This window comes from Achromobacter sp. ACM02 (assembly GCF_014851605.1).
Taxonomy (GTDB): domain Bacteria; phylum Pseudomonadota; class Gammaproteobacteria; order Burkholderiales; family Burkholderiaceae_B; genus Achromobacter; species Achromobacter aegrifaciens.
In genome coordinates, this window is sequence record NZ_JACUZY010000002.1 from 463,359 (window position 1) to 489,246 (window position 25,888).

The 25,888-nt window shown below is 65.8% G+C and carries 27 protein-coding genes; 22 read left to right on the plus strand and 5 right to left on the minus strand.

Annotated elements, in window-relative coordinates; genetic code table 11:
* Positions 1-14: 14 nt before the first annotated feature.
* The 11 genes from uvrB to IB258_RS07045 all read left to right on the plus strand — a co-directional run bounded on the left by uvrB (position 15) and on the right by IB258_RS07045 (position 9,632).
* Positions 15-2,135 carry an excinuclease ABC subunit UvrB gene (uvrB, locus tag IB258_RS06995; protein WP_225588755.1) on the plus strand — a complete coding sequence of 707 codons (2,121 nt, stop codon included), beginning with the start codon at positions 15-17 and terminating at the stop codon, positions 2,133-2,135.
* Positions 2,136-2,384: 249 nt separating this feature from the next.
* Positions 2,385-2,876, plus strand: coding sequence for a low molecular weight protein-tyrosine-phosphatase (locus tag IB258_RS07000; RefSeq protein ID WP_006386176.1), 492 nt, complete (start codon positions 2,385-2,387; stop codon positions 2,874-2,876).
* Positions 2,877-3,070: 194 nt separating this feature from the next.
* A complete protein-coding gene (gene iscR, locus IB258_RS07005; protein WP_054456107.1) occupies positions 3,071-3,613 on the plus strand; it encodes a Fe-S cluster assembly transcriptional regulator IscR in 543 nt (180 codons plus the stop codon).
* Between the two features lie 21 nt (positions 3,614-3,634).
* A complete protein-coding gene (locus tag IB258_RS07010; RefSeq protein WP_054456109.1) occupies positions 3,635-4,846 on the plus strand; it encodes an IscS subfamily cysteine desulfurase in 1,212 nt (403 codons plus the stop codon).
* A 33-nt stretch (positions 4,847-4,879) separates the two neighbouring features.
* On the plus strand, positions 4,880-5,287 hold the full coding sequence (gene iscU / locus IB258_RS07015; RefSeq protein WP_054456111.1) for a Fe-S cluster assembly scaffold IscU: 408 nt from the start codon (positions 4,880-4,882) through the stop codon (positions 5,285-5,287).
* Between the two features lie 2 nt (positions 5,288-5,289).
* Positions 5,290-5,613 carry an iron-sulfur cluster assembly protein IscA gene (gene iscA, locus IB258_RS07020; protein WP_042794073.1) on the plus strand — a complete coding sequence of 108 codons (324 nt, stop codon included), beginning with the start codon at positions 5,290-5,292 and terminating at the stop codon, positions 5,611-5,613.
* 3 nt (positions 5,614-5,616) lie between these two features.
* Positions 5,617-6,129 carry a Fe-S protein assembly co-chaperone HscB gene (hscB, locus tag IB258_RS07025; protein WP_054456112.1) on the plus strand — a complete coding sequence of 171 codons (513 nt, stop codon included), beginning with the start codon at positions 5,617-5,619 and terminating at the stop codon, positions 6,127-6,129.
* A 72-nt stretch (positions 6,130-6,201) separates the two neighbouring features.
* A complete protein-coding gene (gene hscA, locus IB258_RS07030; protein ID WP_054456114.1) occupies positions 6,202-8,064 on the plus strand; it encodes a Fe-S protein assembly chaperone HscA in 1,863 nt (620 codons plus the stop codon).
* Positions 8,065-8,073: 9 nt separating this feature from the next.
* A complete protein-coding gene (fdx, locus tag IB258_RS07035; RefSeq protein WP_013394592.1) occupies positions 8,074-8,415 on the plus strand; it encodes an ISC system 2Fe-2S type ferredoxin in 342 nt (113 codons plus the stop codon).
* Positions 8,415-8,609 carry a Fe-S cluster assembly protein IscX gene (gene iscX, locus IB258_RS07040; protein ID WP_054456117.1) on the plus strand — a complete coding sequence of 65 codons (195 nt, stop codon included), beginning with the start codon at positions 8,415-8,417 and terminating at the stop codon, positions 8,607-8,609. The genes fdx and iscX overlap by 1 nt, the downstream gene beginning before the upstream one ends.
* A gap of 138 nt (positions 8,610-8,747) precedes the next feature.
* Positions 8,748-9,632, plus strand: coding sequence for a methylglyoxal synthase (locus tag IB258_RS07045; protein ID WP_175162163.1), 885 nt, complete (start codon positions 8,748-8,750; stop codon positions 9,630-9,632).
* Here the strand turns inward: IB258_RS07045 and IB258_RS07050 are convergent.
* The gene (locus IB258_RS07050) at positions 9,625-10,584 is read right to left on the minus strand and encodes a LysR family transcriptional regulator (RefSeq protein WP_192352327.1); all 960 of its coding nucleotides are present in this window, start codon (positions 10,582-10,584) and stop codon (positions 9,625-9,627) included. The genes IB258_RS07045 and IB258_RS07050 overlap by 8 nt on opposite strands.
* 126 nt (positions 10,585-10,710) lie before the next feature.
* Here IB258_RS07050 and IB258_RS07055 point away from each other — a divergent pair, with 126 nt between their 5' ends.
* The 3 genes from IB258_RS07055 to IB258_RS07065 are packed head-to-tail and all read left to right on the plus strand — an operon-like array spanning position 10,711 to position 13,690.
* The gene (locus IB258_RS07055; RefSeq protein ID WP_054456123.1) at positions 10,711-11,685 is read left to right on the plus strand and encodes a tripartite tricarboxylate transporter substrate binding protein; all 975 of its coding nucleotides are present in this window, start codon (positions 10,711-10,713) and stop codon (positions 11,683-11,685) included.
* A 2-nt stretch (positions 11,686-11,687) separates the two neighbouring features.
* On the plus strand, positions 11,688-12,899 hold the full coding sequence (locus IB258_RS07060; RefSeq protein ID WP_225590308.1) for a CaiB/BaiF CoA-transferase family protein: 1,212 nt from the start codon (positions 11,688-11,690) through the stop codon (positions 12,897-12,899).
* Positions 12,900-12,913: 14 nt separating this feature from the next.
* A complete protein-coding gene (locus tag IB258_RS07065; RefSeq protein ID WP_054456124.1) occupies positions 12,914-13,690 on the plus strand; it encodes an enoyl-CoA hydratase/isomerase family protein in 777 nt (258 codons plus the stop codon).
* Positions 13,691-13,726: 36 nt separating this feature from the next.
* Here the strand turns inward: IB258_RS07065 and IB258_RS07070 are convergent, their stop codons facing one another.
* Positions 13,727-14,530 (minus strand): enoyl-CoA hydratase/isomerase family protein, encoded by an 804-nt coding sequence (locus tag IB258_RS07070; protein WP_175181411.1) that lies wholly within the window; start codon positions 14,528-14,530, stop codon positions 13,727-13,729.
* Positions 14,531-14,760: 230 nt separating this feature from the next.
* Here IB258_RS07070 and IB258_RS07075 point away from each other — a divergent pair, with 230 nt between their 5' ends.
* The 8 genes from IB258_RS07075 (at position 14,761) to IB258_RS07110 (ending at position 23,232) form a co-directional block, all read left to right on the plus strand.
* On the plus strand, positions 14,761-15,585 hold the full coding sequence (locus IB258_RS07075) for an ABC transporter ATP-binding protein (protein ID WP_175162167.1): 825 nt from the start codon (positions 14,761-14,763) through the stop codon (positions 15,583-15,585).
* Complete coding sequence (locus IB258_RS07080; protein ID WP_054456130.1) at positions 15,585-16,463, plus strand: branched-chain amino acid ABC transporter permease; 879 nt, start codon at positions 15,585-15,587, stop codon at positions 16,461-16,463. The genes IB258_RS07075 and IB258_RS07080 overlap by 1 nt, the downstream gene beginning before the upstream one ends.
* Positions 16,464-16,466: 3 nt before the next feature.
* Positions 16,467-17,504, plus strand: coding sequence for a branched-chain amino acid ABC transporter permease (locus IB258_RS07085; RefSeq protein ID WP_013394582.1), 1,038 nt, complete (start codon positions 16,467-16,469; stop codon positions 17,502-17,504).
* Between the two features lie 41 nt (positions 17,505-17,545).
* Entirely contained in the window at positions 17,546-18,727 is a 1,182-nt protein-coding gene (locus tag IB258_RS07090) for an ABC transporter substrate-binding protein (protein WP_054456133.1), read from the plus strand.
* 61 nt (positions 18,728-18,788) lie between these two features.
* Positions 18,789-19,583 (plus strand): ABC transporter ATP-binding protein, encoded by a 795-nt coding sequence (locus IB258_RS07095; RefSeq protein ID WP_054456135.1) that lies wholly within the window; start codon positions 18,789-18,791, stop codon positions 19,581-19,583.
* The gene (locus IB258_RS07100) at positions 19,580-21,439 is read left to right on the plus strand and encodes a long-chain fatty acid--CoA ligase (RefSeq protein WP_192352328.1); all 1,860 of its coding nucleotides are present in this window, start codon (positions 19,580-19,582) and stop codon (positions 21,437-21,439) included. Before IB258_RS07095 ends, IB258_RS07100 begins: the two co-directional genes overlap by 4 nt.
* The gene (locus IB258_RS07105; RefSeq protein ID WP_054456139.1) at positions 21,436-22,590 is read left to right on the plus strand and encodes a thiolase family protein; all 1,155 of its coding nucleotides are present in this window, start codon (positions 21,436-21,438) and stop codon (positions 22,588-22,590) included. The genes IB258_RS07100 and IB258_RS07105 overlap by 4 nt, the downstream gene beginning before the upstream one ends.
* A 6-nt stretch (positions 22,591-22,596) precedes the next feature.
* Complete coding sequence (locus IB258_RS07110; RefSeq protein WP_370539818.1) at positions 22,597-23,232, plus strand: TetR/AcrR family transcriptional regulator; 636 nt, start codon at positions 22,597-22,599, stop codon at positions 23,230-23,232.
* A 21-nt stretch (positions 23,233-23,253) separates the two neighbouring features.
* Here IB258_RS07110 and IB258_RS07115 read toward each other — a convergent pair whose 3' ends face one another.
* The 3 genes from IB258_RS07115 to IB258_RS07125 are packed head-to-tail and all read right to left on the minus strand — an operon-like array spanning position 23,254 to position 25,879.
* The gene (locus IB258_RS07115; RefSeq protein WP_192352329.1) at positions 23,254-23,574 is read right to left on the minus strand and encodes a preprotein translocase subunit TatB; all 321 of its coding nucleotides are present in this window, start codon (positions 23,572-23,574) and stop codon (positions 23,254-23,256) included.
* Positions 23,575-23,589: 15 nt separating this feature from the next.
* Positions 23,590-25,113 (minus strand): lysine--tRNA ligase, encoded by a 1,524-nt coding sequence (gene lysS / locus IB258_RS07120; RefSeq protein ID WP_054456145.1) that lies wholly within the window; start codon positions 25,111-25,113, stop codon positions 23,590-23,592.
* 10 nt (positions 25,114-25,123) lie between these two features.
* Positions 25,124-25,879: an SDR family oxidoreductase gene (locus IB258_RS07125; RefSeq protein ID WP_119451232.1), complete on the minus strand. Its 756-nt coding sequence runs from the start codon at positions 25,877-25,879 to the stop codon at positions 25,124-25,126.
* Between the last annotated feature and the right edge of the window lie 9 nt (positions 25,880-25,888).

Consider the following 25,888-nt stretch of genomic DNA (forward strand, 5'->3'; position numbering starts at 1 on the left):
TGGAAGAGTCTAGCATGCCTAAGAGCGCAATAGACCCGATTACGGCGGGGGCCGCAGCGAACCTGGCGGCCGATCCCGCGGCGGCATCGGCCGTGGCGGATCCGTCCGCGCCAGGCCCTGGATTCATCGATTTCCCGGGCAGCCCGTTTCATCTGTACCAACCCTATCCGCCGGCGGGCGATCAGCCCACCGCCATCGAGGGGTTGACCCAGGGGGTCGAAGACGGCCTGATGTTCCAGACGCTGTTGGGCGTGACGGGCTCCGGCAAGACCTACACCATGGCCAACGTCATCGCCCGCATGGGGCGCCCGGCGCTGGTACTGGCCCCCAATAAGACCCTGGCCGCCCAACTGTACGCCGAAATGCGGGAGTTCTTCCCGAAGAACGCCGTCGAGTACTTCGTTTCGTACTACGACTACTACCAGCCCGAGGCGTACGTCCCCACGCGCGACCTGTTCATTGAAAAGGATTCGTCCATCAATGAGCACATCGAACAGATGCGCTTGTCGGCGACCAAGAGCCTGCTGGAGCGCCGCGACACCATCATCGTGGGCACCGTGTCCTGCATCTACGGTATCGGCAACCCCGGCGACTACCACGCCATGGTGCTGATCCTGCGCGCCGGCGACCAGATCTCGCGCCGCGAGATCCTGGCCCGCCTGGTCGCCATGCAGTACACCCGCAATGACGCCGAGTTCACCCGCGGCGTTTTCCGGGTGCGTGGCGAGACCATCGACATCTTCCCGGCGGAAAGCCCGGAACTGGCGCTGCGCCTGACGCTGTTCGACGACGAGATCGAAAGCCTGGAGCTGTTTGATCCGCTGACCGGCCGCATCCGCCAGAAGCTGCCGCGTTTCACTGTCTACCCCGGTTCGCACTACGTCACGCCGCGCGACACCGTGCTGCGCGCCATCGAGACCATCAAGGAAGAGCTGCGCGAACGGGTCAAGCGCTTCGTCGACGACGGTCATCTGGTCGAAGCCCAGCGGCTGGAGCAGCGCACCCGTTTCGACCTGGAAATGCTGCAGGAGCTGGGCTTCTGCAAAGGCATCGAAAACTATTCCCGCCACCTGTCGGGCGCGGCGCCGGGCGAACCGCCGCCCACCCTCATCGACTACCTGCCGTCCGATGCGCTCATGTTCATCGACGAAAGCCACGTCACCATCGGCCAGTTGGGCGGCATGTACCGGGGCGACCGGGCGCGCAAGGAAACGCTGGTGCAGTACGGTTTCCGCCTGCCGTCGGCGCTGGACAACCGGCCGCTGAAGCTCGAGGAATTCGAGGCCCGGATGCGCCAGTGCGTGTTCGTGTCGGCCACGCCGGCCGCCTACGAGAAAGAGCACACCGACAATGTGGTGGAGCAGGTGGTCCGGCCTACGGGCCTGGTGGACCCGCTGGTCCAGGTCTTGCCCGCCCGTACCCAGGTCGACGATCTGCTCGGGCAGATCAAGGCGCGCGTGGCGCAAGCGGAGCGCGTGCTGGTCACCACCCTGACCAAGCGCATGGCGGAGGATCTCACCGACTTCCTCAGCGAGCATGGCGTGCGCGTGCGCTACCTGCATTCGGATATCGACACTGTCGAACGTGTCGAAATCATCCGCGACCTGCGTCTGGGCACCTTTGACGTGCTGGTGGGGATCAACCTGCTGCGCGAAGGGCTGGATATTCCCGAAGTGTCGCTGGTGGCGATCCTGGACGCCGACAAGGAAGGCTTCCTGCGTTCGGAGCGCAGCCTGATCCAGACCATCGGGCGCGCGGCGCGCAACCTCAATGGCCACGCCATCCTCTATGCGGACCGCATCACCGATTCAATGCAACGCGCCATGGAGGAAACCGAGAGGCGGCGTGCCAAGCAGCTGAAATTCAATGCCGACCATGGCATTACCGCCCGGGGCGTGCAAAAGGCCGTGCGGGAACTGATCGATGGCGTTGTCGCTCCAACCCAGCACGATGCGCTCGAGGCCGCGGTTCCGGCCGAGTTCCTGAAGGACGAAAAGGCCCTGGCTCGCGAGATCAAGCGCCTGGAAAAGCTGATGATGGATCATGCCCGAAACCTGGAGTTCGAACAGGCTGCCGCGGCGCGCGATGCGCTGACCGCGCTGAAGCAGCGCGTGCTGCTGGATGGGGCGGTGTAACGGCGAAATCATGTCTGAATGTTTCTATATGCTGACAGGCGGCTGAATATGCCGGAAATCTGCTGCGTTGCAATCAGGCTGCCACGATTCGTCCGAATATCCGGATTCAGTGTTCACAGGCTGGATCCAGATTTCTTCCTAAGTATTTGATTTAATTGAATAAATATTGGGGTCATATTCGCCCGGTCAGAATCCCGCAGACGCAAAAAAAGCTTGCCTTATCTCGGGTTTTCCCGCACACTTACTTTCATGATGACCAAGGTACTTTTCGTTTGCATGGGCAATATCTGTCGCTCGCCGAGCGCAGAGGGCGTGTTTCGCCATTTGGTGAACGACGCGGGTTTGGGCGATGTGGTTCGCATCGACTCCGCGGGCACGCACGCGTTTCACATCGGCGAGGCGCCTGATGCCCGGGCGCAGGCCGCAGCGCGCAAGCGCGGCTACGAGATCACGCACTGCGAAGCGCGTCAGGTCACCGCGGAAGATTTCCGCGATTTCGACCTGATCCTCGCCATGGACTGGGACAATCTGTCCGCCATGCAGCAGCAGTGCCCCAAGGCCTACCAGCACAAGCTGATGCTGCTGATGCGCTTTGCCAATGAGTTCGAAGAGGCCACCGTGCCCGATCCGTACTATGGCGGCGCCGACGGTTTCGGCAAGGTCCTGGACTACCTGGAAGACGCCTGTCAGGGCGTCCTCGAGCTGGTGCGCAAGCGCGCTACCCAGTACCAGGCGGCTTGATCCGCTTTTGCCGCAGGGCTGCCCGCCGGGCGGTTCTCGGAGGTGCTTGGCAGTAAAAGACCGCGCGAATGCGCGGTTTTTTCTAGCCGGGAGCCATACCAAATTAGTCGGGAATAGGCTATACTTGAGGCAATTACTCGGGTATTGACCGCTGGATTCGCCTGCGGCCATTGCCGAATCACTGGGAACCTACCATGCGGCTAACTACCAAGGGGCGTTTCGCCGTGACTGCCATGATCGATCTGGCTATGCGGCAGCATAGCGGTCCGGTCACTCTTGCGGCCATCAGCCAGCGTCAGAACATTTCGCTGTCCTATCTGGAACAGCTGTTCGGGAAACTGCGTCGCCACGAACTCGTGGACAGCGTGCGCGGCCCCGGGGGCGGCTACTCGCTCGCGCGCCTCGCCCGCAACGTTACCGTTGCCGACATCATCTTCGCCGTCGATGAACCCCTGGACGCCACCAGCTGCGGCGGCAAGCGGGACTGTACGAGCGGCAACGACGGCAAGCCGGGCAAGTGCATGACGCACGAACTCTGGGCTACGTTGAATCGCAAGATGGTGGATTACCTGGATTCGGTGTCCCTGCAGGATCTCGTCGATCAGCAGCGCGTGCGCCAATTGCAGGAAGCCAACAATCAAGCGCAGGCTTGCGCGGTGCGCGTGAACCGGGTGGGGGGCGCCAACAACGCCGCCAACGCCCCGGCCGCGACCGTCGCCGCCAACGCCACCGTATAAGCAGTATCAGGAGTTGTAGAAATGACCACCCGCCCGATCTATCTGGATTATTCCGCCACGACGCCCGTCGACCCCCGCGTCGTGGACAAGATGGTGCCCTGGCTGTACGACAACTTCGGCAACCCGGCATCCCGCAGCCATGCGTTTGGCTGGGAATCCGAGGAAGCCGTTGAACGCGCCCGCGAAGAAGTCGCCAAGCTGGTGAACGCCGATCCGCGCGAAATCGTCTGGACCTCCGGCGCCACCGAATCCAACAACCTGGCGATCAAGGGCGCTGCCAACTTCTACCAGGAACGCGGCAAGCACATCGTCACCGTCAAGACCGAGCACAAAGCCGTGCTGGACACCTGTCGCGAACTCGAGCGCCAGGGCTTCGAAGTGACCTACCTGGACGTCAAGGACAACGGCCTGATCGACCTGGACACCTTCAAGGCCGCGCTGCGCCCCGATACCGTGCTGGTATCCGTGATGATGGTGAACAACGAAATCGGCGTGATCCAGGACGTGGCAACGCTGGGCGAGATCTGCCGCGAAAAGGGCATCATCTTCCACGTGGACGCCGCCCAGGCAACCGGCAAGGTGGAAATCGACCTGCAAAAGCTCAAGGTCGACCTGATGTCGTTCTCGGCTCACAAGACTTACGGCCCCAAGGGCATCGGCGCGCTGTATGTGCGCCGCAAGCCGCGCATCCGCATCGAAGCGCAGATGCACGGCGGCGGCCATGAGCGCGGTTTCCGCTCGGGCACGCTGGCCACGCACCAGATCGTCGGCATGGGCGAAGCTTTCCGCCTGGCCCGCGAAGAAATGGGCACCGAGAACGAGCGCATCCGCATGCTGCGCGACCGCCTGTGGGCTGGCCTGTCGCAGATCGAAGAGGTCTACCTCAACGGCGACATGGACCAACGCGTTCCGCACAACCTGAATGTCAGCTTCAATTATGTCGAAGGCGAGTCCCTGATCATGGCGATCAAGGAACTTGCCGTCTCCAGCGGCTCGGCCTGCACCTCGGCCAGCCTGGAACCGTCCTACGTGTTGCGCGCCCTGGGCCGCAACGACGAACTGGCGCACAGCTCGATCCGCTTCACGCTGGGCCGTTTCACGACCGAAAAGGAAGTGGACTACGCCATCGAGTTGCTCAAGAGCCGCGTCGGCAAGCTGCGCGATATGTCGCCGCTGTGGGAAATGGCCAAGGAAGGCATCGACCTGAACACCGTGCAGTGGGCTGCGCACTAAGCGCCCGCGCCTTGAAATTCGTGGAGAATTAACATGTCTTACAGCACCAAAGTCCTGGATCACTACGAAAACCCGCGCAACGTCGGTTCGTTCGACAAGTCGGACGAGTCGGTCGGCACCGGCATGGTCGGCGCACCCGCCTGTGGCGACGTGATGAAGCTGCAGATCAAGGTGAACGAAGCCGGCGTGATCGAAGACGCGCGCTTCAAGACCTACGGCTGCGGTTCGGCCATCGCTTCCAGCTCGCTCGTGACCGAATGGGTCAAGGGCAAGACGCTGGACGAGGCGATGAACATCCGCAACACGCAGATCGCCGAAGAACTGGCCCTGCCGCCCGTGAAGGTGCACTGTTCCATCCTGGCCGAAGACGCGATCAAGGCCGCGGTGCAGAACTACAAAGAAAAGCATTCGGCCCCGGCTGAAGCTGCTGTGGCGGGCTGAACATGTCCGTTACCCTGACCCAACAGGCTGCCACCCATATCGGCCGCTACTTGCAGAAGCGCGGAAAGGGTATCGGCTTGCGGCTCGGCGTTAGGACGACGGGCTGCTCCGGCATGGCCTACAAGCTCGAATACGTGGACGACGCGGCAGCGGAAGACGTGGTGTTCGAAAGCTTCGGCGTGAAGGTCTTCATTGACCCGAAAAGCCTGGCCTACCTGGACGGCACCGAACTCGACTACGCCCGCGAAGGCCTGAACGAAGGCTTCAAGTTCCGCAACCCCAACGAAAAGGCGACCTGCGGCTGCGGCGAGTCGTTCACGGTGTAAGTCTTGGCTGGAGACGATCACTTCGGCCTGTTCGGCTTGCCGGCGCGTTTCGATCTGGACGCCCAGGCGCTTGAGTCCGCGTGGCGCACCGTCGCCGCGCAGGTGCATCCCGACCGCTACGCCACTGCCAGCCCCGCGGAACGCCGCGTGGCCATGCAGTGGGCGGCTCGCGCCAACGAGGCCTACCGCCTGTTGCGCGATCCCTTGCTGCGGGCGCGGTACCTGTGCGAGCAGGCCGGCGTGGATCTGCAGACCGAGAGCAACACGGCCATGGACCCCGAGTTCCTGATGCAACAGATGACGTGGCGCGAGATGCTGGACGACGCGCGCGACGACGCCGACGCCCTGGCGGCCTTGCAGGCGGAATTGCAGCAGGCGCGCGCTGCCATGCGCGCCACGCTGGCCCGTCTGCTGGACCAGGACCGCGACTACGCCGCGGCGGGGCTCAAGGTGCGCGAGTGGATGTTCGTGGAGAAGTTGGCGGAAGAACTGGCGCACGCCCAGCCCGCCGCATAGCCCAGGCCGCGCCGGGGCGTCCGCGAGACGGGCGCCGGCACAGCGCCGCCTACTGACCAAAAAAACAGAATCATGGCCTTATTGCAGATATCAGAGCCTGGCGAATCGCCCGCGCCTCACCAGCGCAAGCTGGCGGTCGGGATCGACCTGGGCACCACCAATTCCCTGGTCGCGGCCGTGCGCAGCAGCGTCGCCGAAGTGCTGAGGGACGAGCAAGGCCACGCCTTGCTGCCTTCCGCCGTGCGCTATTTCGCCGGCGGCAAGGTCACCACGGGGCGCGATCCGCTCGCGCAGCAGGCCGAAGATCCTCTGAATACCGTTGTGTCGGTCAAGCGTTTCATGGGCCGTTCGCTGGAAGAGGCGCGCGCCAGCCGCGCACCGTACGAATTCGTGGACGCGCCTGGCATGGTGCGCATCCGCACCGTCCAGGGCGACCTGAGCCCGGTTGAAGTGTCGGCGCAGATCCTGGCCGTCCTGCGCCAGCGCGCCGAGGACGTGCTGGGCGATGACCTGGTCGGCGCGGTCATCACGGTGCCTGCTTACTTCGATGACGCCCAGCGCCAGGCGACGCGAGACGCCGCGCGTCTGGCCGGCCTGAACGTGCTGCGCCTGCTGAACGAACCCACGGCGGCGGCCATTGCCTACGGCCTGGATAATGCCGCCGAAGGCGTGTATGCGGTGTACGACCTGGGCGGCGGAACGTTCGACGTTTCCATCTTGCGCCTGACCCAGGGCGTGTTCGAAGTCATCGCCACGGGCGGCGATACCGCCTTGGGCGGCGACGACTTCGATGCCTTGATCGTCGATCACGTGGTGGCCGGACTCGCTGCTGGCGAGTTTTCGCCGGCGGACCGCCGCCGCCTGCTGATGGCGGCGCGCGCTGCGCGCGAAGCCTTGTCGGACGCCGATGCGGCCAGCCTGAAGCTGGAATTGTCCGATGGCCGGACCGTGGACACGAACCTGACGCGGGCGGCATTTGAAGAACTGGCGCAGCCCCTGATCGTGCGCACGCTGGACTGCGCGCGCCGCGCCTTGCGCGACGCCTCGCTGACGCCAGCCGATGTGCGCGGCGTGGTGATGGTCGGCGGCGCCACGCGCATGCCGGTCGTGCGCGCTGCCGTGGGCAAGCTGTTCGGCACGCAACCGCTGACCGACCTCGATCCGGACCAGGTGGTGGCGCTGGGCGCCGCCTTGCAGGCCAATCTGCTGGCGGGCAACCGCGCTCCCGGCGAAGACTGGCTGTTGCTGGACGTGATCCCGCTGTCGCTGGGGCTGGAAACCATGGGCGGCCTGGTGGAGCGCATCATCCCGCGCAACAGCACGATTCCCGTGGCGCGCGCCCAGGAATTCACGACCTTCAAGGATGGCCAGACGGCCATGAGCATCCACGTGGTGCAAGGCGAACGCGACCTGGTCTCCGATTCGCGCTCGCTGGCGCGCTTTGAGCTGCGCGGCATTCCGCCCATGGTGGCCGGCGCAGCACGCATCCGCGTGACCTTCCAGGTGGACGCCGACGGCCTGCTGAGCGTGACCGCGCGCGAGCAGAGCAAGGGAGTCGAGGCCATGGTGTCGGTCAAGCCGTCCTATGGCCTGACCGACGACGAGATCGCGCAGATGCTGGCAGACAGCGTGGCGCAAGCCGACACCGATGCACGCGCCCGCATGTTGCGCGAGCAACAGGTGGACGCGCGCCAGTTGGTCGAGTCGGTGCAGGCCGCGCTGGCCGTCGATGGCGATCTGCTGGACGCCGAAGAACGCAAGCGCGTGGACGAATGCCTGCAGGCTGCCATCGCCGCCCAGGATGCGCAGGACGTGGACACAGTGAAGGACGCGGTCCAGGCCCTGTCGGCCGCGACCGATGATTTCGCTGCGCGCCGCATGGATCGCAGCATCCGCGCCGCGCTGGCGGGCCGCAAACTTGATGAGATTGCCTGATAACACGCTATGCCGAAACTGACTGTATTGCCTCATCCCGACTACTGCCCGGAAGGCGCCGTGATCGAAGACGCGCCCAAGGGCGTGTCGATCTGCCGCGTGCTGCTGGATAACCACATCGACATCGAACACGCATGCGAACTGTCGTGCGCCTGCACGACCTGTCACGTGGTGGTCAAGCAGGGCTATTCTTCGCTGGAAGACGCGACCGATGACGAAGAGGATCTGCTGGATAAGGCCTGGGGCTTGACCCCGACCTCGCGCCTGTCCTGCCAGGCGCTGGTGACGGACGCCGACCTGACGGTCGAGATCCCCAAATACACCATCAACCACGCCAAAGAGGGCCATTGATGAAGTGGACCGACACCTACCAGATCGCCGAGGCTCTGCTCGACGCGCATCCTGACGCGGACCCCAAGACGCTGCGCTTCGTGCAGCTGCGCGAATGGGTCCTGGCCTTGCCGGGCTTCAACGACGACCCCGCGCATTGCGGCGAGAAGATCCTGGAGGCCATCCAGATGGCCTGGATCGACGAGGCGGACTGATCGCCAAACCAGAAACGCTCCCTGCGGGGAGCGTTTTTGTTTTTGAGCGCGGCGGATCGGGGCCAAAGCTGCCGCGGCCATGCCCGCCACGGTATCATCAAGGATCTTCTTGTTGTCCCTACTTGCCTGAGTCCACCGATGCCCGCTGCCCAATTGCGCTTTGGCCTGGCCGCCAACCGGCTGCACCACGAAACTCCCGATGCCGCGCTGTTTACCTGGCTGCGCGCCTGTTCGGGCACGATACGCGAGCTGGGCGTGCAGTTGCACACCGTCGGCCGCACGCACGACGCGATCGTGCGCGAGGGCATGCTGCAGGGCTACGGCGGGTTGATCCGCTATCCGTACGGCCGCGAGGGCGGCCTGATGAAGCTGGTGGCCCGGGTGACGGAAGGGCGTGACGGGCAGGCGCCGTTCGACGGCGCGATCTATCTGATCGATCCCGTCGACCCGTCGTCGATTTTCCCGGAGGCGCTGGCGCTCAAGCGCCAGTGCATCACGCACGGCCGCCCGTTCATCTCGACGCTTGCCGGCGCCATCGAATGGATGGAAGTCGAACGGGTCCACGCCGGCTTGGCGCCGGACGTCTCGGCTTCGCGCCATTTCAACTTCACTGGCCAGACGGTGGCGCTGATTGCCCACGATGCGCTCAAGGACGAGATGGTGGCATTCGCCAGCGAGCATTTCGACGTGCTGTCGCGGTTTGCGCGGCGCGTCGCCACGGGCACCACCGGCGGCCGGTTGAACGAGCTGGCCTGGTCGCGCGGCTGGCCCAAGGATACGCCCTGGGTGCACCGCTACCTGAGCGGGCCGCTGGGCGGCGACGCCCAGATCGCGGAGCTGGTGCTGGAACACCAATGCCAGCGTGTGATCTTCTTCGAGGATCCGCATGTGGCGCGCCAGCACGAGGCCGACATCCAGCTGCTGGAACGCGCGGTGCGGGTGGTGACCGAGTCCGCGACCTGCGCGACTTCGCCGGTAGTGGCGCGGCGCTGGGCGCAGGCGGTGGAAAAGCGCGTCATCTAAGCCTGACCCGGGTGGGCGGGTCGCCAGGCCGGGAGTCCGTGATGATGCGGCTGACCCGGTCGGCAACGGCGGACGCGGCCATGGACAATGGCAGGACATCGGACCTGCACAGGAACACAGGCCGCGCCAGGCGCGGCTTGACGATGCGATGCAGGAGGACCTCGCCGCGCGCGGCTTCCTGGTGCACCGCCGCGTAAGACAGGATGGTGTGCGCGATGCCAGCCTGCGCCAGTTCGATCAGTTGCGGAATGGCGTTGGCCTCGGCAATGACGCGGAATTCGGCGCGCTCCTGTTGCTGATAGTGGTCCAGCAGGCGGCGCAGGCTGTGCTGGCTGCCGGGCAATACCAGCGGCAATTCGGCGAGCGCGTGCAGATCCATGGCCGGCAGCGCATGTAGCGCGGCTGGGGCCGGCTTTTTGCGTGACTTGGCCGGCGGCGGCGAAACCACGACCAGTTCTTCATCTATCAGGTGCTGGAAGCGCAGGTCGACCGAGGCGTCGTCGCTGAACGTCAGTCCCAGGTCGGCATGGCCGGAACTGACGAAGCCCGGGATGTACCCGGTGCTGGATTCGATGATCTTCAGGTAGACGCCGGGCCAGTGTTCCAGGGAAAAGCGCAGGAGCGGCACAGTGAGCAGCTTGGCCATGGACATGGACATGGCCAGCGAGACGGTCCCGCGCGGTGCGCTGATGTCTTCGCGCACGTCGGCGCGCGCCGCGTCGATGCGGCCGAGAATCTCGCGTGCGTGCGCCAGCATGCGCGATCCCGCGGCCGTTGGCGTGACCCCGCGAGCGCTGCGATGCAACAGCACCACGCCCAGATCCTCTTCCAGATTGCGTATCAGCAGGCTTAGCGCGGGCTGCGCGACGTGCAGCGCGGCCGCGGCGCGGCTGATCGATCCGGTGGAGACCACGGCGACAAAGCATTGCATCGCGCGGATTGACATCGACATGCGTAAACCTCGTGCAGGCAGGCCATCACAAATTTATTATGGCCTGCATATTTAAACGGTATTTCTAATATATCAAGACGCTTCGCATAATGGACGCCATCCCTCTAAGAACACAACGGAGACATCATGGCGTTCCAAAGAATTCTTGCCGCTTGTGCGACTGCGGCGGCGCTGTCCGGCCCGGCGTGGGCCGATACCTGGCCTGCCAAGCCCATTACGTTGGTCGTGCCGTTTTCGGCCGGCGGTCCGACTGATTTCATCGCGCGTCTGGTGGCCGAGCCTCTGGCGCGCGAATTGGGACAGCAGGTCATCGTGCAGAACAAACCGGGCGCCAGCGGCAATGTCGGCTACCAAAGCGTGCTGAACGGTCCCGCGGATGGCTACACGCTGATGCACAACACGGTGGCCATGCAGGCCATCAATCCGCTGATGTACCCGAGCGCGAAGATGGCTCCGCTGCAGGACTATGTGCCGGTCGGCACGACGGGCGCCATGCCCAATCTGCTGGTGGTCAATCCCGAGCGCACGCCGGTCAAGACCCTGGCCGAGCTGGTCCAGCGCGGCCGCGACATGAAGAACGGGCTCAGCTATGCCACCTTCGGTCCGGGCAGTTCGCCGCATGTCTATGGCGCGTCGTTGCAGCAGCTTGCGGGCTTTCAGGCCGTGGGCGTGGCTTACAAGGGCAGCGCGAACGCAGTGACCGACGTTATCGGCGGACAGGTCGATTTCCTGTTCGACAGCATGTCGACCAGCCTCGGCCAGGTGCAAGGCGGCAGGCTGAGGGCCCTGGCGATTACCGCCGCCGAGCGTTCGCCCTTGCTGCCGGACGTGCCCACGCTGAAGGAAGCGGGCTATCCCAGCCTGGATCTCAAGTTCTGGTTCTCCCTGCAGACTCCCGCGGGCACTCCGCCGGACGTGGTGCGGAAGCTGCGCGAGGCCGTGGCCCGCGTGGTCGCGAGCGATGCCTACCGCAAGGCGATGCAGGAGCGCGGCGCAGAGGCTTTCCAGGTCGCCCCCGCCGAACTGGATGCGTTCTTCAAGCGTGAAACCGCGCAATGGACCCAGGCCGCGCAAACCATCGGCCTGAAGGGCGAGCAGTAATCATGTCGACTGAAGCACGCATGACGCCGTTGAAGAACATCACCGTCCTGGACCTGAGCAAGGTGCTGGCCGGGCCGCTATGCGGCCAGTATCTGGGCGAGTTGGGCGCGCGGGTGATCAAGGTCGAACCCGTGGGCAAGGGCGACGATACGCGCGCCTGGCTGCCGCAGGATGCCGGCCAATCCGCGACTTTCCTGGCGGTGAACCACAACAAGCGCAGCCTGGCCGTGGATCTCAAGACGCCGGCAGGGCGCGCCGTGGTGCACCGCCTCGCGCAACAGTCGGATGTGGTGTTGCAGGGTTTTGGCGGCAAGACCGCCGCGCGCCTGGGGGTGGATTACGAGACGCTCAGCGGGCTCAATCCCCGTCTGGTGTACTGCGAGATATCGGGCTATGGTCGCGAAGGCCCGATGGGCGAGGAGCCGGGCTACGACGTCATGCTGCAGGCCTTCAGCGGCATGATCAGCACCATGGGCGAGCCGGACGGAAATTTCGCGCGCGCCAGCTTCTCGCCTGTGGACCTGGGCACGGGCTCGTTCGCGCTGAGCGGGATTCTGGCCGCGCTGCTGGAGCGCAGCCAGACCGGCAAGGGCCAGTATCTGGACGTTTCCCTATTGGACACCTCGCTCGGCCTGATGTCGTACATGGCGCAGAACTACTGGCGCACCGGCCAGATTCCGCGCCGCATGGGCACGGGCCATCCGGCCATGTGTCCTTATCAGGCATTTCGCGCGGCCGATGGCGACATCATGCTGGGCGTGGGGAACGATGCGCAATGGCAGCGTTTCTGCGCGGTCGCGGGACTGCAGGACCATGTCGATGCGCCCCAATTCGCGACCAACGCCGACCGGGTCCGCCATTTCGCCGAGACGGTCGCGCTGGTCCAGGCGCGCATGCAGACGCGCAGCGTGGCGCAATGGCTGGATGCGCTCAAGCCCGCGGGCATCGCTTGTTCCGCCATCCACACGCTGGACGAGGCGCTGGCGCATCCGCAGGTCGCTGCGCGCGAACTGATCGTCAAGAGTGAGCACAAGGTGCTGGGCGAGGTCCGCAACGTCGGCCTGCCGATACGGTTCGGCCGCCAGCCTCGCCAGGCTGCGCTGCCGGCGCCGGTGCTGGGTGAGCACACTCGCGAAGTCCTGGCCGAGCTGGGCTACGCGCAAGCTGAAATCGAAGCGCTGCTGGCGTCGGGCAGCGTGCAAACCCATTCCTGAATGCGAGAAGACAGATGACATTCCTGCGCTACGAAGTCCGCGATCGTATTGCGGAAATCCATATGTGCCATGCGCCCGTCAATGCTCTGGACGAAGACATGCTGGACGCGCTGATCGCCGCGCTGGAACGGGCCAATGCCGATCCCGCGGTGCGCGCCGTGCTGTTGGCCAGCGATTTGCCTGGGCGCTTCTGCGCCGGGCTGGACATGAAGAAGTTGCTGGACAGCACGCCGGCGCGGATCCACGCGCTGTTGTCCAAGCTGTATATCAAGCTCTACGACACGCAGTTCAACCTGACGAAGCCTTCAATCTCGGTGGTGTCGGGCGCAGTGCGCGGCGGCGGCATGACGGTGGCCATTTCCAGCGACCTGGTGGTGGCCGCGGACACCGCCACTTTCGGCTATCCGGAAATCGATGTCGGCGTCTTGCCGGCGATACATTACGTGCATTTGCCGGGCGTCGTGGGCAAGCACCGGGCGTTCGACCTGCTGTTCACCGGGCGCATCTTCGATGCGCAGGAGGCGCACGGGCTGGGGCTGGTGGCGCGCGTTGCGCCCACGGCGGAATTGCTGGAGCAGGCCCGCCTGCTGGCGCGCTCGCTGGCGGACAAGCCGCCGCAAGTCCTGGCCTTGGGGCGGCGCGCTTTCGTCTACAGCAATGACAACGAGTACCGGCGCAGGGTTGCAACGGCGGTAGAGGTGTTCTGCAACTCAGCCGCGACGTCCGAGGCGCGCGAGGGCCTGAGCGCCTTCGTGCAAAAGCGCGCGCCCGACTGGAGCGGGCTGCGGTGAGGCGGGGTGGAGCCGCCGCCAGACGTACCTTTGGGCCTATTCACCCTTGAACTGCGGCGTCCGCTTCTCGCGGAATGCCCGTACGCCTTCCGCGAAGTCCGTGCGCGAGGCGCTGTCCAGAAAGCGCGCGGTTTCCTCGGCCAGTTGGGTTTCCAGCGTGGCGTGTTCGGCCGAGCGCAGCAGGTCCTTGGCCCCCGCGATGCCGTGCGGCGCGTGGCGGGCAATCTCTTGCGCGTAGGTTTGCGCGGCTTGCGCGAGTTCTCCGGTTGGGGCGGTGCGGGTGACGATGCCCCAGGCCAGCGCGTCGCTGGCGGGGAACGGGTCATGGCGCAATAGCAAGTCCAGCGCGCGACGGGCGCCCAGCACCCGCGTGAGACCGTGGGTCATGCCGGCGTCGGGAGTCGCTCCAAGCTTGAGGTAGGCCGTCATGAAGCGGGCGTCGGCGTCGGCGATGGCCAGGTCGCAGGCCAAGACCAGCGACAGGCCCGCACCCGCGGCAATGCCGTGGACCTGGGCAATCCAGATCTTGTCCATGCGGGCGATGCGCGCAATGAAGTCGTTCAATGGCGTGAACAGGTCCAGCAGCGTGGCGCGCACCAACGCGGGTTCGCCCGTGAACATACTGATGTCGCCGCCCGCGCAGAAAGTCTTGCCCGTCGCGCGCAGCAGCACGACGCGGATTTCATCGCGCGCTTCCAGCCATTGCGCGGCCCGTTGCAAGTCCTGCGCCATCGCCACGTCGATGGCGTTCAGCGCGTCGGGGCGGTTCAGCGTCACGGTCGCGATCGCGCCGTCGGTTTCCAGAAACAGCGTCTGGAAGGCGGGGTGTTCTTGGGTCATGGCGAGTCTCCGTTATCGGGTAAGTACCAACTGTCGATCCAAAAACCGCGATGCTATGGTCTGAACCGAGCGCTTGCTTGGTTTTCTTTTAAGCACGCTTAGCGTAACGCATAGAACGATTTTCCGGCGCTGTACTGGCGTAGGTAAAGACAGGTTCGTTGCATCTCCTGCCTCGCGGGTTCGCCAGACCAACGTCGATAAAAACTTCGCATGTAAAGGCGAGGAGACAAATGGTGGATCAGTCCGACAGCCCTCCCTTGCTGGAGGTGGATGGGGTCACGCTGGCGTTCGGCGGGGTCAAGGCGCTTACCGGTGTGGGCTTTCGCGTGGAGTCCGGCTCCATCACCACGGTCATCGGCCCCAATGGCGCGGGCAAGACCTCGCTGTTCAACACCATTTCCGGCTTCTACCGCCCCGCATCCGGGCAGATCCGCTTCCAGGGTCGCGACATCACGCGCGTGGCGGCGCCCGAACGCGCCCGGCTGGGCCTGGCGCGCAGCTTCCAGAACATTGCGCTGTTCCGCGGCATGACGGTGCTGGACAACATCAAGCTGGGCCGCCACGCCCACCTGCGGACCAATGTGTTGGATGCCTTGCTGTATTTCGGGCGGGCGCGCCGCGAAGAGATGGCGCTGCGCGCCGACATCGAAGAACGCATCATCGACTTTCTGGAGATCGACCACATCCGCCACGCGCCGGTGGCCGCGCTGTCCTACGGCCTGCAAAAGCGGGTGGAGCTGGCGCGGGCGCTGGCCATGAATCCCAGGGTGCTGATGCTGGACGAACCGGTGGCGGGCATGAACCGCGAAGAGACCGATGACATGGCGCGCTTCATTCTGGACGCGCGCTCAGAATGGGGCGTGACGGTGCTGATGGTCGAGCATGACATGGGCATGGTGATGGACCTGTCGGACCACGTGGTGGTGCTGAACTTCGGCCAAGTCATTGCCGATGGCACGCCGGCGCAGGTGCAGGCAGACCCGCAGGTCATCCAGGCCTATCTGGGCGCGGGCGACGTCGGCGATCTGCGCCGCCGCCTGCGGGAGGCGGCCTGATGGACATGCTGTTCTTCCTGGAAGTCACGCTGGCCGGGCTGGGCAGCGGTGGGCTTTATGCGCTGGCGGCGCTGGCCTTCGTCATCGTCTACAAGGCGACCCGGGTGGTGAACATCGCCATCGGCGAATTCCTGATGCTGGGCGCCTACGTGTTCTATGCCTTTGCCACCGGCATGGAATGGCCGATCTGGCTGGCCATCGTGGGAGCGGTGGTGGTGTCGGGCGCGCTGGGGGCGCTGGTCGAGCGGCTGACCATCCGTCCCATGCTGGGCGAAGCGCCGATCTCGGTATTCATGATCACGGTGGGGCTGGCGTCGATCCTGGTGGGCGTGGTCGAACTGATCTGGACGGCGGACCAGCGCCGCTTGCCGGAATTCATGCCGCGCTCGCCGGTGATGATAGGCGAGGCCTTCGTCGCGCCCAAGGTGTTCTACGGCTTCTGGGTGGCGGTAGTGCTGGCGCTGCTGGTGCTGGTGGTGTTCCGCTATTGGCGCGGCGGGGTGGCGCTGCGCGCAACGGCTTCGGACCAGGGCGCGGCTTACGCCATGGGCATCAACGTGCCGCGCGTGTTTTCGCTGGCCTGGGTGGCGGCGGGCGCGCTGGCCGCGGTGTCGGGCGTGATCGTGGGCGCGATCGGCGGCATCTCCTCGTCGATGGGCGTGTTCGGCCTGTCGGTGCTGGTGGTGGTCATCGTGGGCGGGCTGGACAGCGTGGCGGGCGCCCTGGTGGGCGGCGTGTTCATCGGCCTGCTGGAAGCCTGGGCCGGCGCCTACATGGGCGGCGAATACAAATTGCTGGCCACTTTCATCGTGCTGGTGGTGGTGCTGATGGTCAGGCCCTATGGCCTGTTCGGCACCCGTGAAATCGAGAGGCTCTGACCGATGCGCATCGCGACTGCCAAGCAGACTTATCTTGCGGACGAAGCGCTGTTCGACACCCGTACGCAGAAGGCGTGGCTGGTATTGCTGGCTGCGTCCCTGGTCATGTTTCCCTTCGTGGCGGATGCCTACTGGCTGTACCTGGCCTGCCTGGTGGCGATCAACGTCGCCAGCGCCACGGGACTGAATATCCTCACGGGCTATACCGGCCTGGTCAGCCTGGGGCAGGCCGCCTTCATGGGACTGGGGGCGTACACGGTCGCGGTGCTGGAGCAGCGGCTGGGCACGCCGGTGCTGCTCAATCTGGTGGCCGGCGGGCTGGTGGCGATGCTGGGCGGCCTGCTGGTCGGCATTCCGTCCTTGCGAGTGAAGGGCCTGTACCTGGCCATCGCCACGATCGCCGCGTCGTTCATCGCGCATTTCATCTTCGCCAACTGGCAGTTCACGGGCGGCACGACGGGAATGCAGGTGCCGCCGGCGCGGGTGCTGGGCGTGGACCTGGATACCTCGTTCAAGATCTACTGGCTGATCGTGCCGGTGACGGCGCTGATGGTGCTGGGGGCGGCCAACCTGTTCCGCACGCGCATCGGGCGCGCCTTCATCGCCATACGCGACCGCGACATTTCGGCCGAGGTGCTGGGCATACGCCTGCTGCGCTACAAGCTGCTGTCGTTCGGCCTGTCCTCGTTCTACGCCGGCGTGGCGGGCGGCATGTGGGCCTATTTCTTCCGGGTGGTCACGCCCGAGAGCTTCCCGCTGATCATGTCGATTTTCTTCCTGGCGGCCATCATCGTGGGCGGCATGGGCACGATCCTGGGGTCCATCCTGGGCGCCATCTTCATGACCATGGTGCCGGAACTGCTCAAGCTGATCGTGGGCTGGCTGCCGGTGGGCGGCGACGCGCTGCGCCTGATCTCGCCGGTGCGCACCATTGTTTTCGGCCTGCTGATCGTGGGCTTTCTGATCTTCGAGCCGCACGGGCTCGCGGAAATCTGGCGGCGCGTGCGCCGCTACTTCCACCTCTGGCCATTCCGTACCTAGCCATGGCGGCGGCCATCCATAAGACCCTCAGGAGACTAACCATGAAGCGCATCCGGATCGGCAGCGGTTTATCGAGGTTGTTGGCCCCGCTGGGCCTGGCGGCGGCCCTGTCGGCGGCGCCCGCCGCGCAGGCGGCCGAGGACCTGGTGCTGGGCGGCTCCATCCCGCTGAGCGGGGTGTTCGCCTTCGCCGGGCAGGGCATCCACGCCGGCATCACCGACTACGTGAAGATCGTCAACGACCAGGGCGGGGTAAAAGGCCGCAAGCTGCGCTACGTGCCGGAAGACACCGCCTACAAGGTGGACGCGTCGGTGGCGGCCTTCAAGAAGATCACCAGCCAGAACAAGGTGAACTTCTACTACGGCGACTCGACAGGCTTCTCCAAGACCATCAACGCCGAGCTGAACCGCACGGGCGACATCCTGATGACAGGCGCGTCCTTTGCCACGGAACTCAACGATCCGGCCAAGTACCCGGCCCAGTTCATGCTGGGACCTGACTACACGGAAATGTTCGGCATCCTGCTGCGCTATATCGCCAAGGAACAGCCGGGCGCCAAGGTGGCTTTCGTGTATTCGGACACGGAGTTCGGCCGCGATCCCATCGCCAGCTCGCGCGCGGTGGCGGAAAAACTGGGCCTGAAGGTCGCGACCGAGATCATGACGCCGCCGGGCAGCGTGGACGTGTCGACCGAGGTCATCAAGCTGCGCCGCGCCGATCCGGACTACACCATCTTCCACGGCTACGTGCTGGCGCCGATTCCCGAATTCGTGGGGCAGGGCAAGCGCATGGGCCTGAAGACGCGCTACATGGGCACGTTCTGGACCATGGACAACTCCACCGTGATGCAGATGGGAGAGGATGCCGAAGGCTTCATGGGCGTGATGCCGTACCGCTACTACTACGACACGGCGGCCGACGCGCCGATGCTGAAGAAGATCCGCGAAATGCGCCCGCAGTACCAGAGCACCGGCTACATGCAGGGCTTCCTGGCCGCCATGCTGTTCACCGAGGTCGCCAAGCGCACGCTGGACGCCGGCAAGGAACTGACCAGCGCCAACATGAAGGCGGCGCTGGACGGCATCAAGGACTTCGACACGGGCGGCCTGATCGGCGTGCCGATCTCGATCAAGGGCAACTCCATCCCGGTGGGCCGGATCTATCGCGCCGATGTGAAGCAGAAGCAGATGGTGCCGGCATCCGACTGGATCGTGCTGAAGTGAGGCGGCTGTGAACCCTGGACATGACGCGCATGCCGCAGCGCCCGCAGCGCCCGCAGCGGCGGTGCTCGATATCAACAATATCGAAGTCGTCTACAACAAGGCGGTGCAGGTGCTGCGCGGCTTGTCCCTGTCGGTGCCCGCCGGCAGCATCGTGGCTCTCCTGGGCAGCAATGGCGCCGGCAAGTCCACCACCCTGAAGGCCGTGTCCGGCCTGCTGGATCTGGAGGACGGTGCGCTGGTGCGCGGGCAGATCGTCTTCAACGGCGGCGACACCGCGGGCGCCAGGCCGCAGAACCTGGTGCGCGCGGGGTTGGCGCATGTGATGGAGGGACGCCGGGTGTTCGAGGACCTGACGGTCGAGGAAAACCTGGTGGCCGCGACCTATGCCTTGACGGGCAGGCCGGGGGCGAAGGTCGACTTCGACTTGGTCTACGGCTACTTTCCGCGCCTGTTCGAGCGGCGCCGCGGCCTGGCAGGCTATCTGTCGGGCGGCGAGCAGCAGATGCTGGCCATCGGCCGCGCGCTGATCGCGCAGCCCAGGCTGATGCTGCTGGACGAACCTTCGCTGGGCCTGTCGCCGATGCTGGTCGAGAACATCTTCTCCATCATCGCGCGCATCAACCACGAACAAGGGGTGTCGATGCTGCTGGTGGAGCAGAACGCCTCGGTGGCCTTGGCGGTGGCGCATTATGGCTACATCATGGAGACCGGCAAGGTGGTGATCGACGGCAGCGCCGAAAAGCTGGCGGCGGATCCCGACGTGCGGGAGTTCTATCTGGGCGTGGGCGGCACGGGCGAGGCCCGTGGCTTTCGCGACATCAAGCACTACAAGCGCCGCAAGCGCTGGCTGTCATGATGGACAAGCATATGGATACCTCCGGCGCATCGGCGCAGGCGTGGCCGGCCTTGACGCTGCCGCAGATGCTGCGCGAACAGGCCCGGCGCCAACCCGCGGCCATCGCCATCCGGCAAAAGGATTTCGGCATCTGGAAGCCCATGACCTGGGCGGAATACTGGAGCCGGGCCTGCCGCGTGGGACTGGGCCTGCGCGCCCTGGGACTGAGCGCGGGCGGGCGGGTCGCCATCGTCTCCGAGAACCGCGTCGAATGGCTGCTGACGCAGATGGGCGCGGGCGCGGTCGGCGCGGTGGCGGTGGGCGTGTACTCCACCAGCCCGGCCGAGGAGATGGGCTACGTGCTGGAACACGCGGACGTGGAACTGGTGGTGTGCGAGGACCAGGAGCAGACCGACAAGGTGCTGCAGGTGGCGGACCGGCTGCCCCTTTTGCGCCGCATCGTCATGATGGAGACCAAGGGCCTGCGCTCCTATGCGCCGGCCGAGCGCGAGCGCATCGTGACCTACGCCGAGATCGAGGCCGAGGGCGCGCGGCGCGAGGCGGCGGAACTCGCCGCGTTGAACGCGGCGCTGGACGGCCAGCGGCTGGACGATACCGGCCTCATGATCTACACGTCCGGTTCCACCGGCAAGCCCAAGGGCGCGATGCTGAGCTACGGCAACATGCGCGGCGTGGCGCCGGGCATTGCCGACCGCCTGGCGATGGACGGCGGCAGCGTGCACCTGTCCTACCTGCCGCTATGTCACGTGGCCGAACAGATGCTGTCCACCTTCGTGCCCATCTATCTGGGCGCGCAGGTGAACTTTGGCGAATCGATACGCACGGTGCAGGAAGATTTGCGCGAAGTCGCGCCGACGATCTTCCTGGGCGTGCCGCGCATCTGGGAAAAACTGCACGCCTCCATTTCGATCAAGATGCAGGAGGCCGGGCGTTTGCAGCAATGGCTTTACGGACGCGCGTTGGCCGCCTGCACGCCGTTCCTGGAAAAGTCCCCCGCGCAGTACACGTTGCGCGAGCGCTGGACGCGCTGGCTCTGGTACTGGCTGGTGCTGCGCGCCCTGCAGAACTTCATCGGGCTGCGGCGGGTGCGCGTGGCCATGACCGGCGCGGCGCCGATCTCGCCGGACGTTGTGCGCTACTTCCGCACGCTGGGCGTGCCGCTGATCGAGGTCTATGGGCTGACGGAGTCCGCCGGCATGATCTTCGGCCAGCATCCGGACCGCGTAAAGGTGGGCACCGTGGGCGAACCCATCCTGGGCGTGGAATGGCGCATGGGCGAGGCCGGCGAGCTGCTGGTGCGCGGCGATATGGTGTTCCAGGGCTATTACAAGAATCCGGAAGCCACCGCCAGCACCGTGCGCGACGGCTGGCTGTATACGGGCGATGTGGTGGCCGAAGACGCGGGGCGCGTGCGCATCGTGGACCGCCTGAAGGACATCATGATCACGGCGGGCGGCAAGAACCTGACGCCCTCCGAGATCGAGAACGCGGTCAAGGGCAGCCCTTACGTCAAGGAATGCATCGTGATCGCGGACGGCAGGAAGTACGTGTCCGCGCTGATCCAGCTGGAGTTCGACACGGTGGGCAAATGGGCCGAGTCGCGCCGCATCGCCTTCACGCATTTCCGCTCGCTGGCCGAATGCGCGCAGGTGCGCGAACTGGTGCAGCAGGAAGTCGCGCGCGCCAACGCCGGCCTGGCGCCGGTGGCGCAGATCAAGCGCTTCCATCTGCTGACCAAGGAGCTGGATCACGACGATGGCGAAGTGACCGCGACCATGAAGGTCAGGCGCGCCAGCATCTACCGCAGCTACGCGGATGAGATCGAAGCGCTCTACGTTGAGGAGACGACGGCATGAACGAAGCCGTGATCGTGGAGGCCGTGCGCACCCCTTTCGGGCGGCGCGGCGGATGGTGGGCGGATACCAGGCCGGATACGCTGCTGGCCGAGACGGTGTCCGGCCTGCTGGCGCGGGCCGGACTGCCAGGGGCCCAGGTCGAGGACCTGATCGCGGGCTGCGTCAGCCAGGCGGGCGAGCAGGGCGCCAACATCGGCAGGCTGGCCGCCATGCTTGCTGGCCTGCCTGAGAGCGTGCCGGGCGTGGCCCTGAACCGCATGTGCGGATCCAGCCAGCAGGCGGTGCATTTCGGCGCGCAAGCCATCGCCGCGGGCGACATGCGCTACGTGGTCGCGGGCGGCGTGGAGAGCATGAGCCGGGTGCCGATGTTCCTGGACGTGACGCTGGGCCAGGGCGAGTTCCGCGGCTTCGAAGGCTTGAACCCGGCCCTGCTGGAGCGCTATCCGTTGATCCACCAGATCGAGAGCGCGGAGCGGATCGCAGAACGTTGGCAGCTGTCCCAGGCAGAGATGGACGAATGGGCAAGGGAAAGCCACGCGCGCGCCTGGAGCGCCGCGCAGGCCGGCCGCCACGCCGAGCTGCTGCCGGGGCCGCGGGCCGATGCCGGGCGTGACGAAGGCATACGCGAGAAAACCGACCCCGCCCGCATGGCCGCCATGGCGCCTGCCTTGCGGCCGCCAGGCCAGGGTGGCGTCACGGCCGCCAACGCCAGCCAGTTGGCGGACGGGGCGTCCGCGGTGCTGCTGGCCGACCGAGATGCGGCGCTGGCCGATGGCTTGCGGCCCCGCGCGCGCTTCCTGGCGCGGGTGGTGGTGGGATCGGATCCGGTGCTGCAATTGACAGGCGTGATCCCGGCGGCGCGGCAGGCGCTGGCGCGCGCCGGCCTGAGCCTGGAAGACATCGACTGGATCGAGATCAACGAAGCCTTCGCCAGTGTGGTGCTGGCCTGGCAGCGTGAACTGGGCGCCAATCTGTCGCGCGTCAATCCCTGGGGCGGGGCGATCGCGCATGGGCATCCACTGGGGGCGACGGGAGCCGGCCTGATGGCCAAGATGCTGACGGGTTTGGAAGCCACCGAAGGCGAGTTGGGCATGCAGCTGATGTGCATCGGCCACGGCATGGCCACGGCGACCATCATCCAGAGGCTGTGACCGGACATGGAGAAACTGCGGGAGGCCGCGCAAGGGCGGGACGAGGGTTCGGAGTCCGAACGCCGGCGCGAGGTGATCCTGACGGCCGGACAGCTGTTCTGCAAGCACGGTTATGAACGCACCACCGTGCGCGAGCTGGCGCGGGCGGTGGGTCTGCAGTCCGGCAGCCTGTTCCATCATTTCCGCAGCAAGGAGGAGATCCTGGTGGCGGTGATGAACAACGGCATCCAGGAAGTGATAGACGACGGCGAACGGGCGCTGGCGCGCTACCGGGCGCCGGCTGACCGGCTGGCGGCGCTGTTCCGCGTGCATATGTGGAGCATGCTGCACGGCGCGGGCGGCGACGCGATGAACGCGCTGGTCTATGAATGGCGCAGCCTGTCCGCACCCAGCCGCGCGGCCGTGAAATCGCTGAGCGACCACTATGAGGAGATGTGGCAGGACGCGGTGGCGGCAGCGGTCGCGGCGGGGCTGCTGCAAGGCGATGCGCGCGTCATCAAGCGCTGCGTGCTGGGCGCCATGAACCTGACGGTGCAGTGGTACAAGCCGGACGGCCGCTTGCCGCCCGACGAATTCATCGATGCGATGTTGCAGGCCTCGCTGCCGTCGTTGCCGGCGGGCGCCGGCAAGTGGCCCGAATAGGCGCGCGGCAGGGGCGGGCGTTCAGCCCCGGCGCTTGAGGAACGCGCCTACGGCGCAGACGACGGCCAGCGTCAGCAGCGTGCCCGCCACGGGCAGCAGGAAATCCACCTGCCCGTGATAGCCGCCGCCGGTTACGCCGCCGGCCACGCCGCCCGCCCACAACAGGAAGGTCATGAGCGAAGCCGCCACCGACAGCGCCGCGGCGATACACAGCGCGATGAACACCGGCCGACGCGGCCGCGCCGCCGGATAGGGGGAATAGGGCGAGCCGCTGCGGGGCTGTTTGATCCAGTAGACCAGCCCCGCCACGACCAGCAGCAGCATCAGGATCTTGAAGATCATGATGCCAGCGCCCGTTTAGTCTTCACGGCGCAGGTGCGGGAAGAGGATGACGTCGCGGATGCTGGGGCTGTCGGTCAGCAGCATGACCAGACGGTCGATGCCGATGCCGCAGCCGCCCGTCGGAGGCATGCCGTATTCCAGGGCGCGGATGTAGTCCGCGTCGTAGAACATGGCTTCCTCGTCGCCCGCGTCCTTGGCTTCGACCTGCGAGCGGAAACGCTCGGCCTGGTCTTCGGGATCGTTCAGCTCCGAGAAGCCGTTGGCGATTTCGCGGCCGGTCATGAAGAGCTCGAAGCGCTCGGTGATGCCCTCGCGGGTATCGGAGGCGCGCGCCAGCGGCGAGACTTCCACCGGGTAGTCGATGATGTAGGTGGGGTTCCAGAGCTTGGCTTCGGCGGTCTCTTCGAACAGCGCCAGCTGCAGCGCGCCCAGGCCGGCGCGCGACAGCACCGGGCCGTCGGCGTCGGCGCCCAGCTTCTTGAGTTCCGCGCGCACGAAGGCCGGATCGTCCAGTTGCGCCTGGGTGTAGCCCGGCGCGTACTTGAGGATGGCTTCGCAGATGGTCAGGCGGTCGAACGGCTTGGACAGGTCCAGTTCGCGTTCCTGGTAGGTCAGCACGGCGCTGCCGGTGGCCGAGATGGCGGCCTGGCGGATCAGCTCTTCGGTGAAGTCCATGAGCCAGCGGTATTCCGCGAAGGCCGCATAGAACTCCATCATGGTGAATTCAGGGTTGTGGCGCGGGCTCACGCCCTCGTTGCGGAAGTTGCGGTTGACTTCGAACACGCGTTCGAAGCCGCCCACGATCAGGCGCTTGAGGTAGAGCTCGGGCGCGATGCGCAGGTACATTTCCATGTCCAGCGCATTGTGGTGCGTGACGAAGGGCTTGGCCGCCGCGCCGCCCGGGATCGGGTGCAGCATCGGGGTTTCCACTTCAAGAAAGCCCGCGTTCAGCATGAACTGGCGGATGCTGCCCACGGCCTTGCTGCGCGCCTCGAACGTGCGGCGCGTGGCGTCCGTCATGATGAGGTCGACGTAGCGCTGGCGGTAGCGCAGTTCCTGGTCGGCCACGCCGTGGAACTTGTCCGGCAGCGGGCGCAGCGACTTGGACAGCAGGCGCGCGCTGGCGGCGTGCACCGACAGTTCGCCCTTGTTGGTCTTGAAGACCGACCCTTCGATCGCGATGATGTCGCCGATGTCCCATTGCTTGAACGCGGCGTAGCTGTCTTCGCCCAGGGTGCCGCGGTCCAGGTAGATCTGGATGCGGCCGGTGCTGTCCTGCAGCGTGGCGAAGCTGGCCTTGCCCATGACGCGCTTGAGCATCATGCGGCCCGCGACCTTGACGGTGACGGGGTTGGCGGCCAGGGCTTCCTGCTCTTGGCCGTCGTACTTGTCGTGCAAGGCGGCGGCGCGGGCGTCGGGAACGAAATCGTTGGGGTACGCGACCCCGGCTTCACGCAGTTTGGCCAGCTTGGCGCGCCGTTCGGCGATCAAGCGGTTTTCATCCTGGGCGGGCGCCGGAGTGGTCGAGTGGTCGGTCATGGTCGGGGAATCAGTCGTAATTGCGGATGTCGTCGATCTCGGTCGTGCCGAAATCTTCGCGATCCAGGTAGGCGAGGATGCGGGAGGCCACGTTGGCGGGCGAGGACAGCTTGCCGGTCGCGTGGAACTCCTGGAACTTGGCCAGCGCCGGGAAGCTTTCCGGATCGCTGGAACGGATGGCGACCTGCATGTCGGTGTCGACGATGCCGGGGGCCAGCGCGACAATGCGCGCGCCGTCGGCGCCTTGCTCGGCCTTGACCACGCGCGAGTACATGTCGAGCGCGGCCTTGGTGGCGCAGTACACGCCCCAGCCGGCGTTCGGGTTGCGGCCCGCGCCGGAGGAGATGTTGAGCACGCGGCGGTCGGCCTTGAGGTCTTCGACCGCGGCCAGGAAGCGTGCGGTGAGCAGCATGACGGCACTGACGTTCAGGTTGAAGGCGGCGGTGATGGCCGCGCCGTCGACCAGCGCGTCGGTGCCGGCGATGGGGTGCACCGTGCCGGCGTTGTTGATCAGCAGATAGCGGCTGGCATCGCGCGGCAGCGACGCGCAGATGCGCTGCGCCGCCGCTTCAACGGCGTTCAGGTCCGAGAGGTCCACGGACAGCTGTTCCAGCTGCGCATCCTGCGAACGCGCATAGGCGGCCAGCTCGGGATCTTCCCGGCGCGCCAGGGTGATCAGGCGGGTGCCCGGTTTGGCCAGGCCGCGCGCCATGGCGGCGCCGATGCCGCGCGATGCGCCGGTGAGAATTGCAATGGTGTCGGACATTCGTGAACC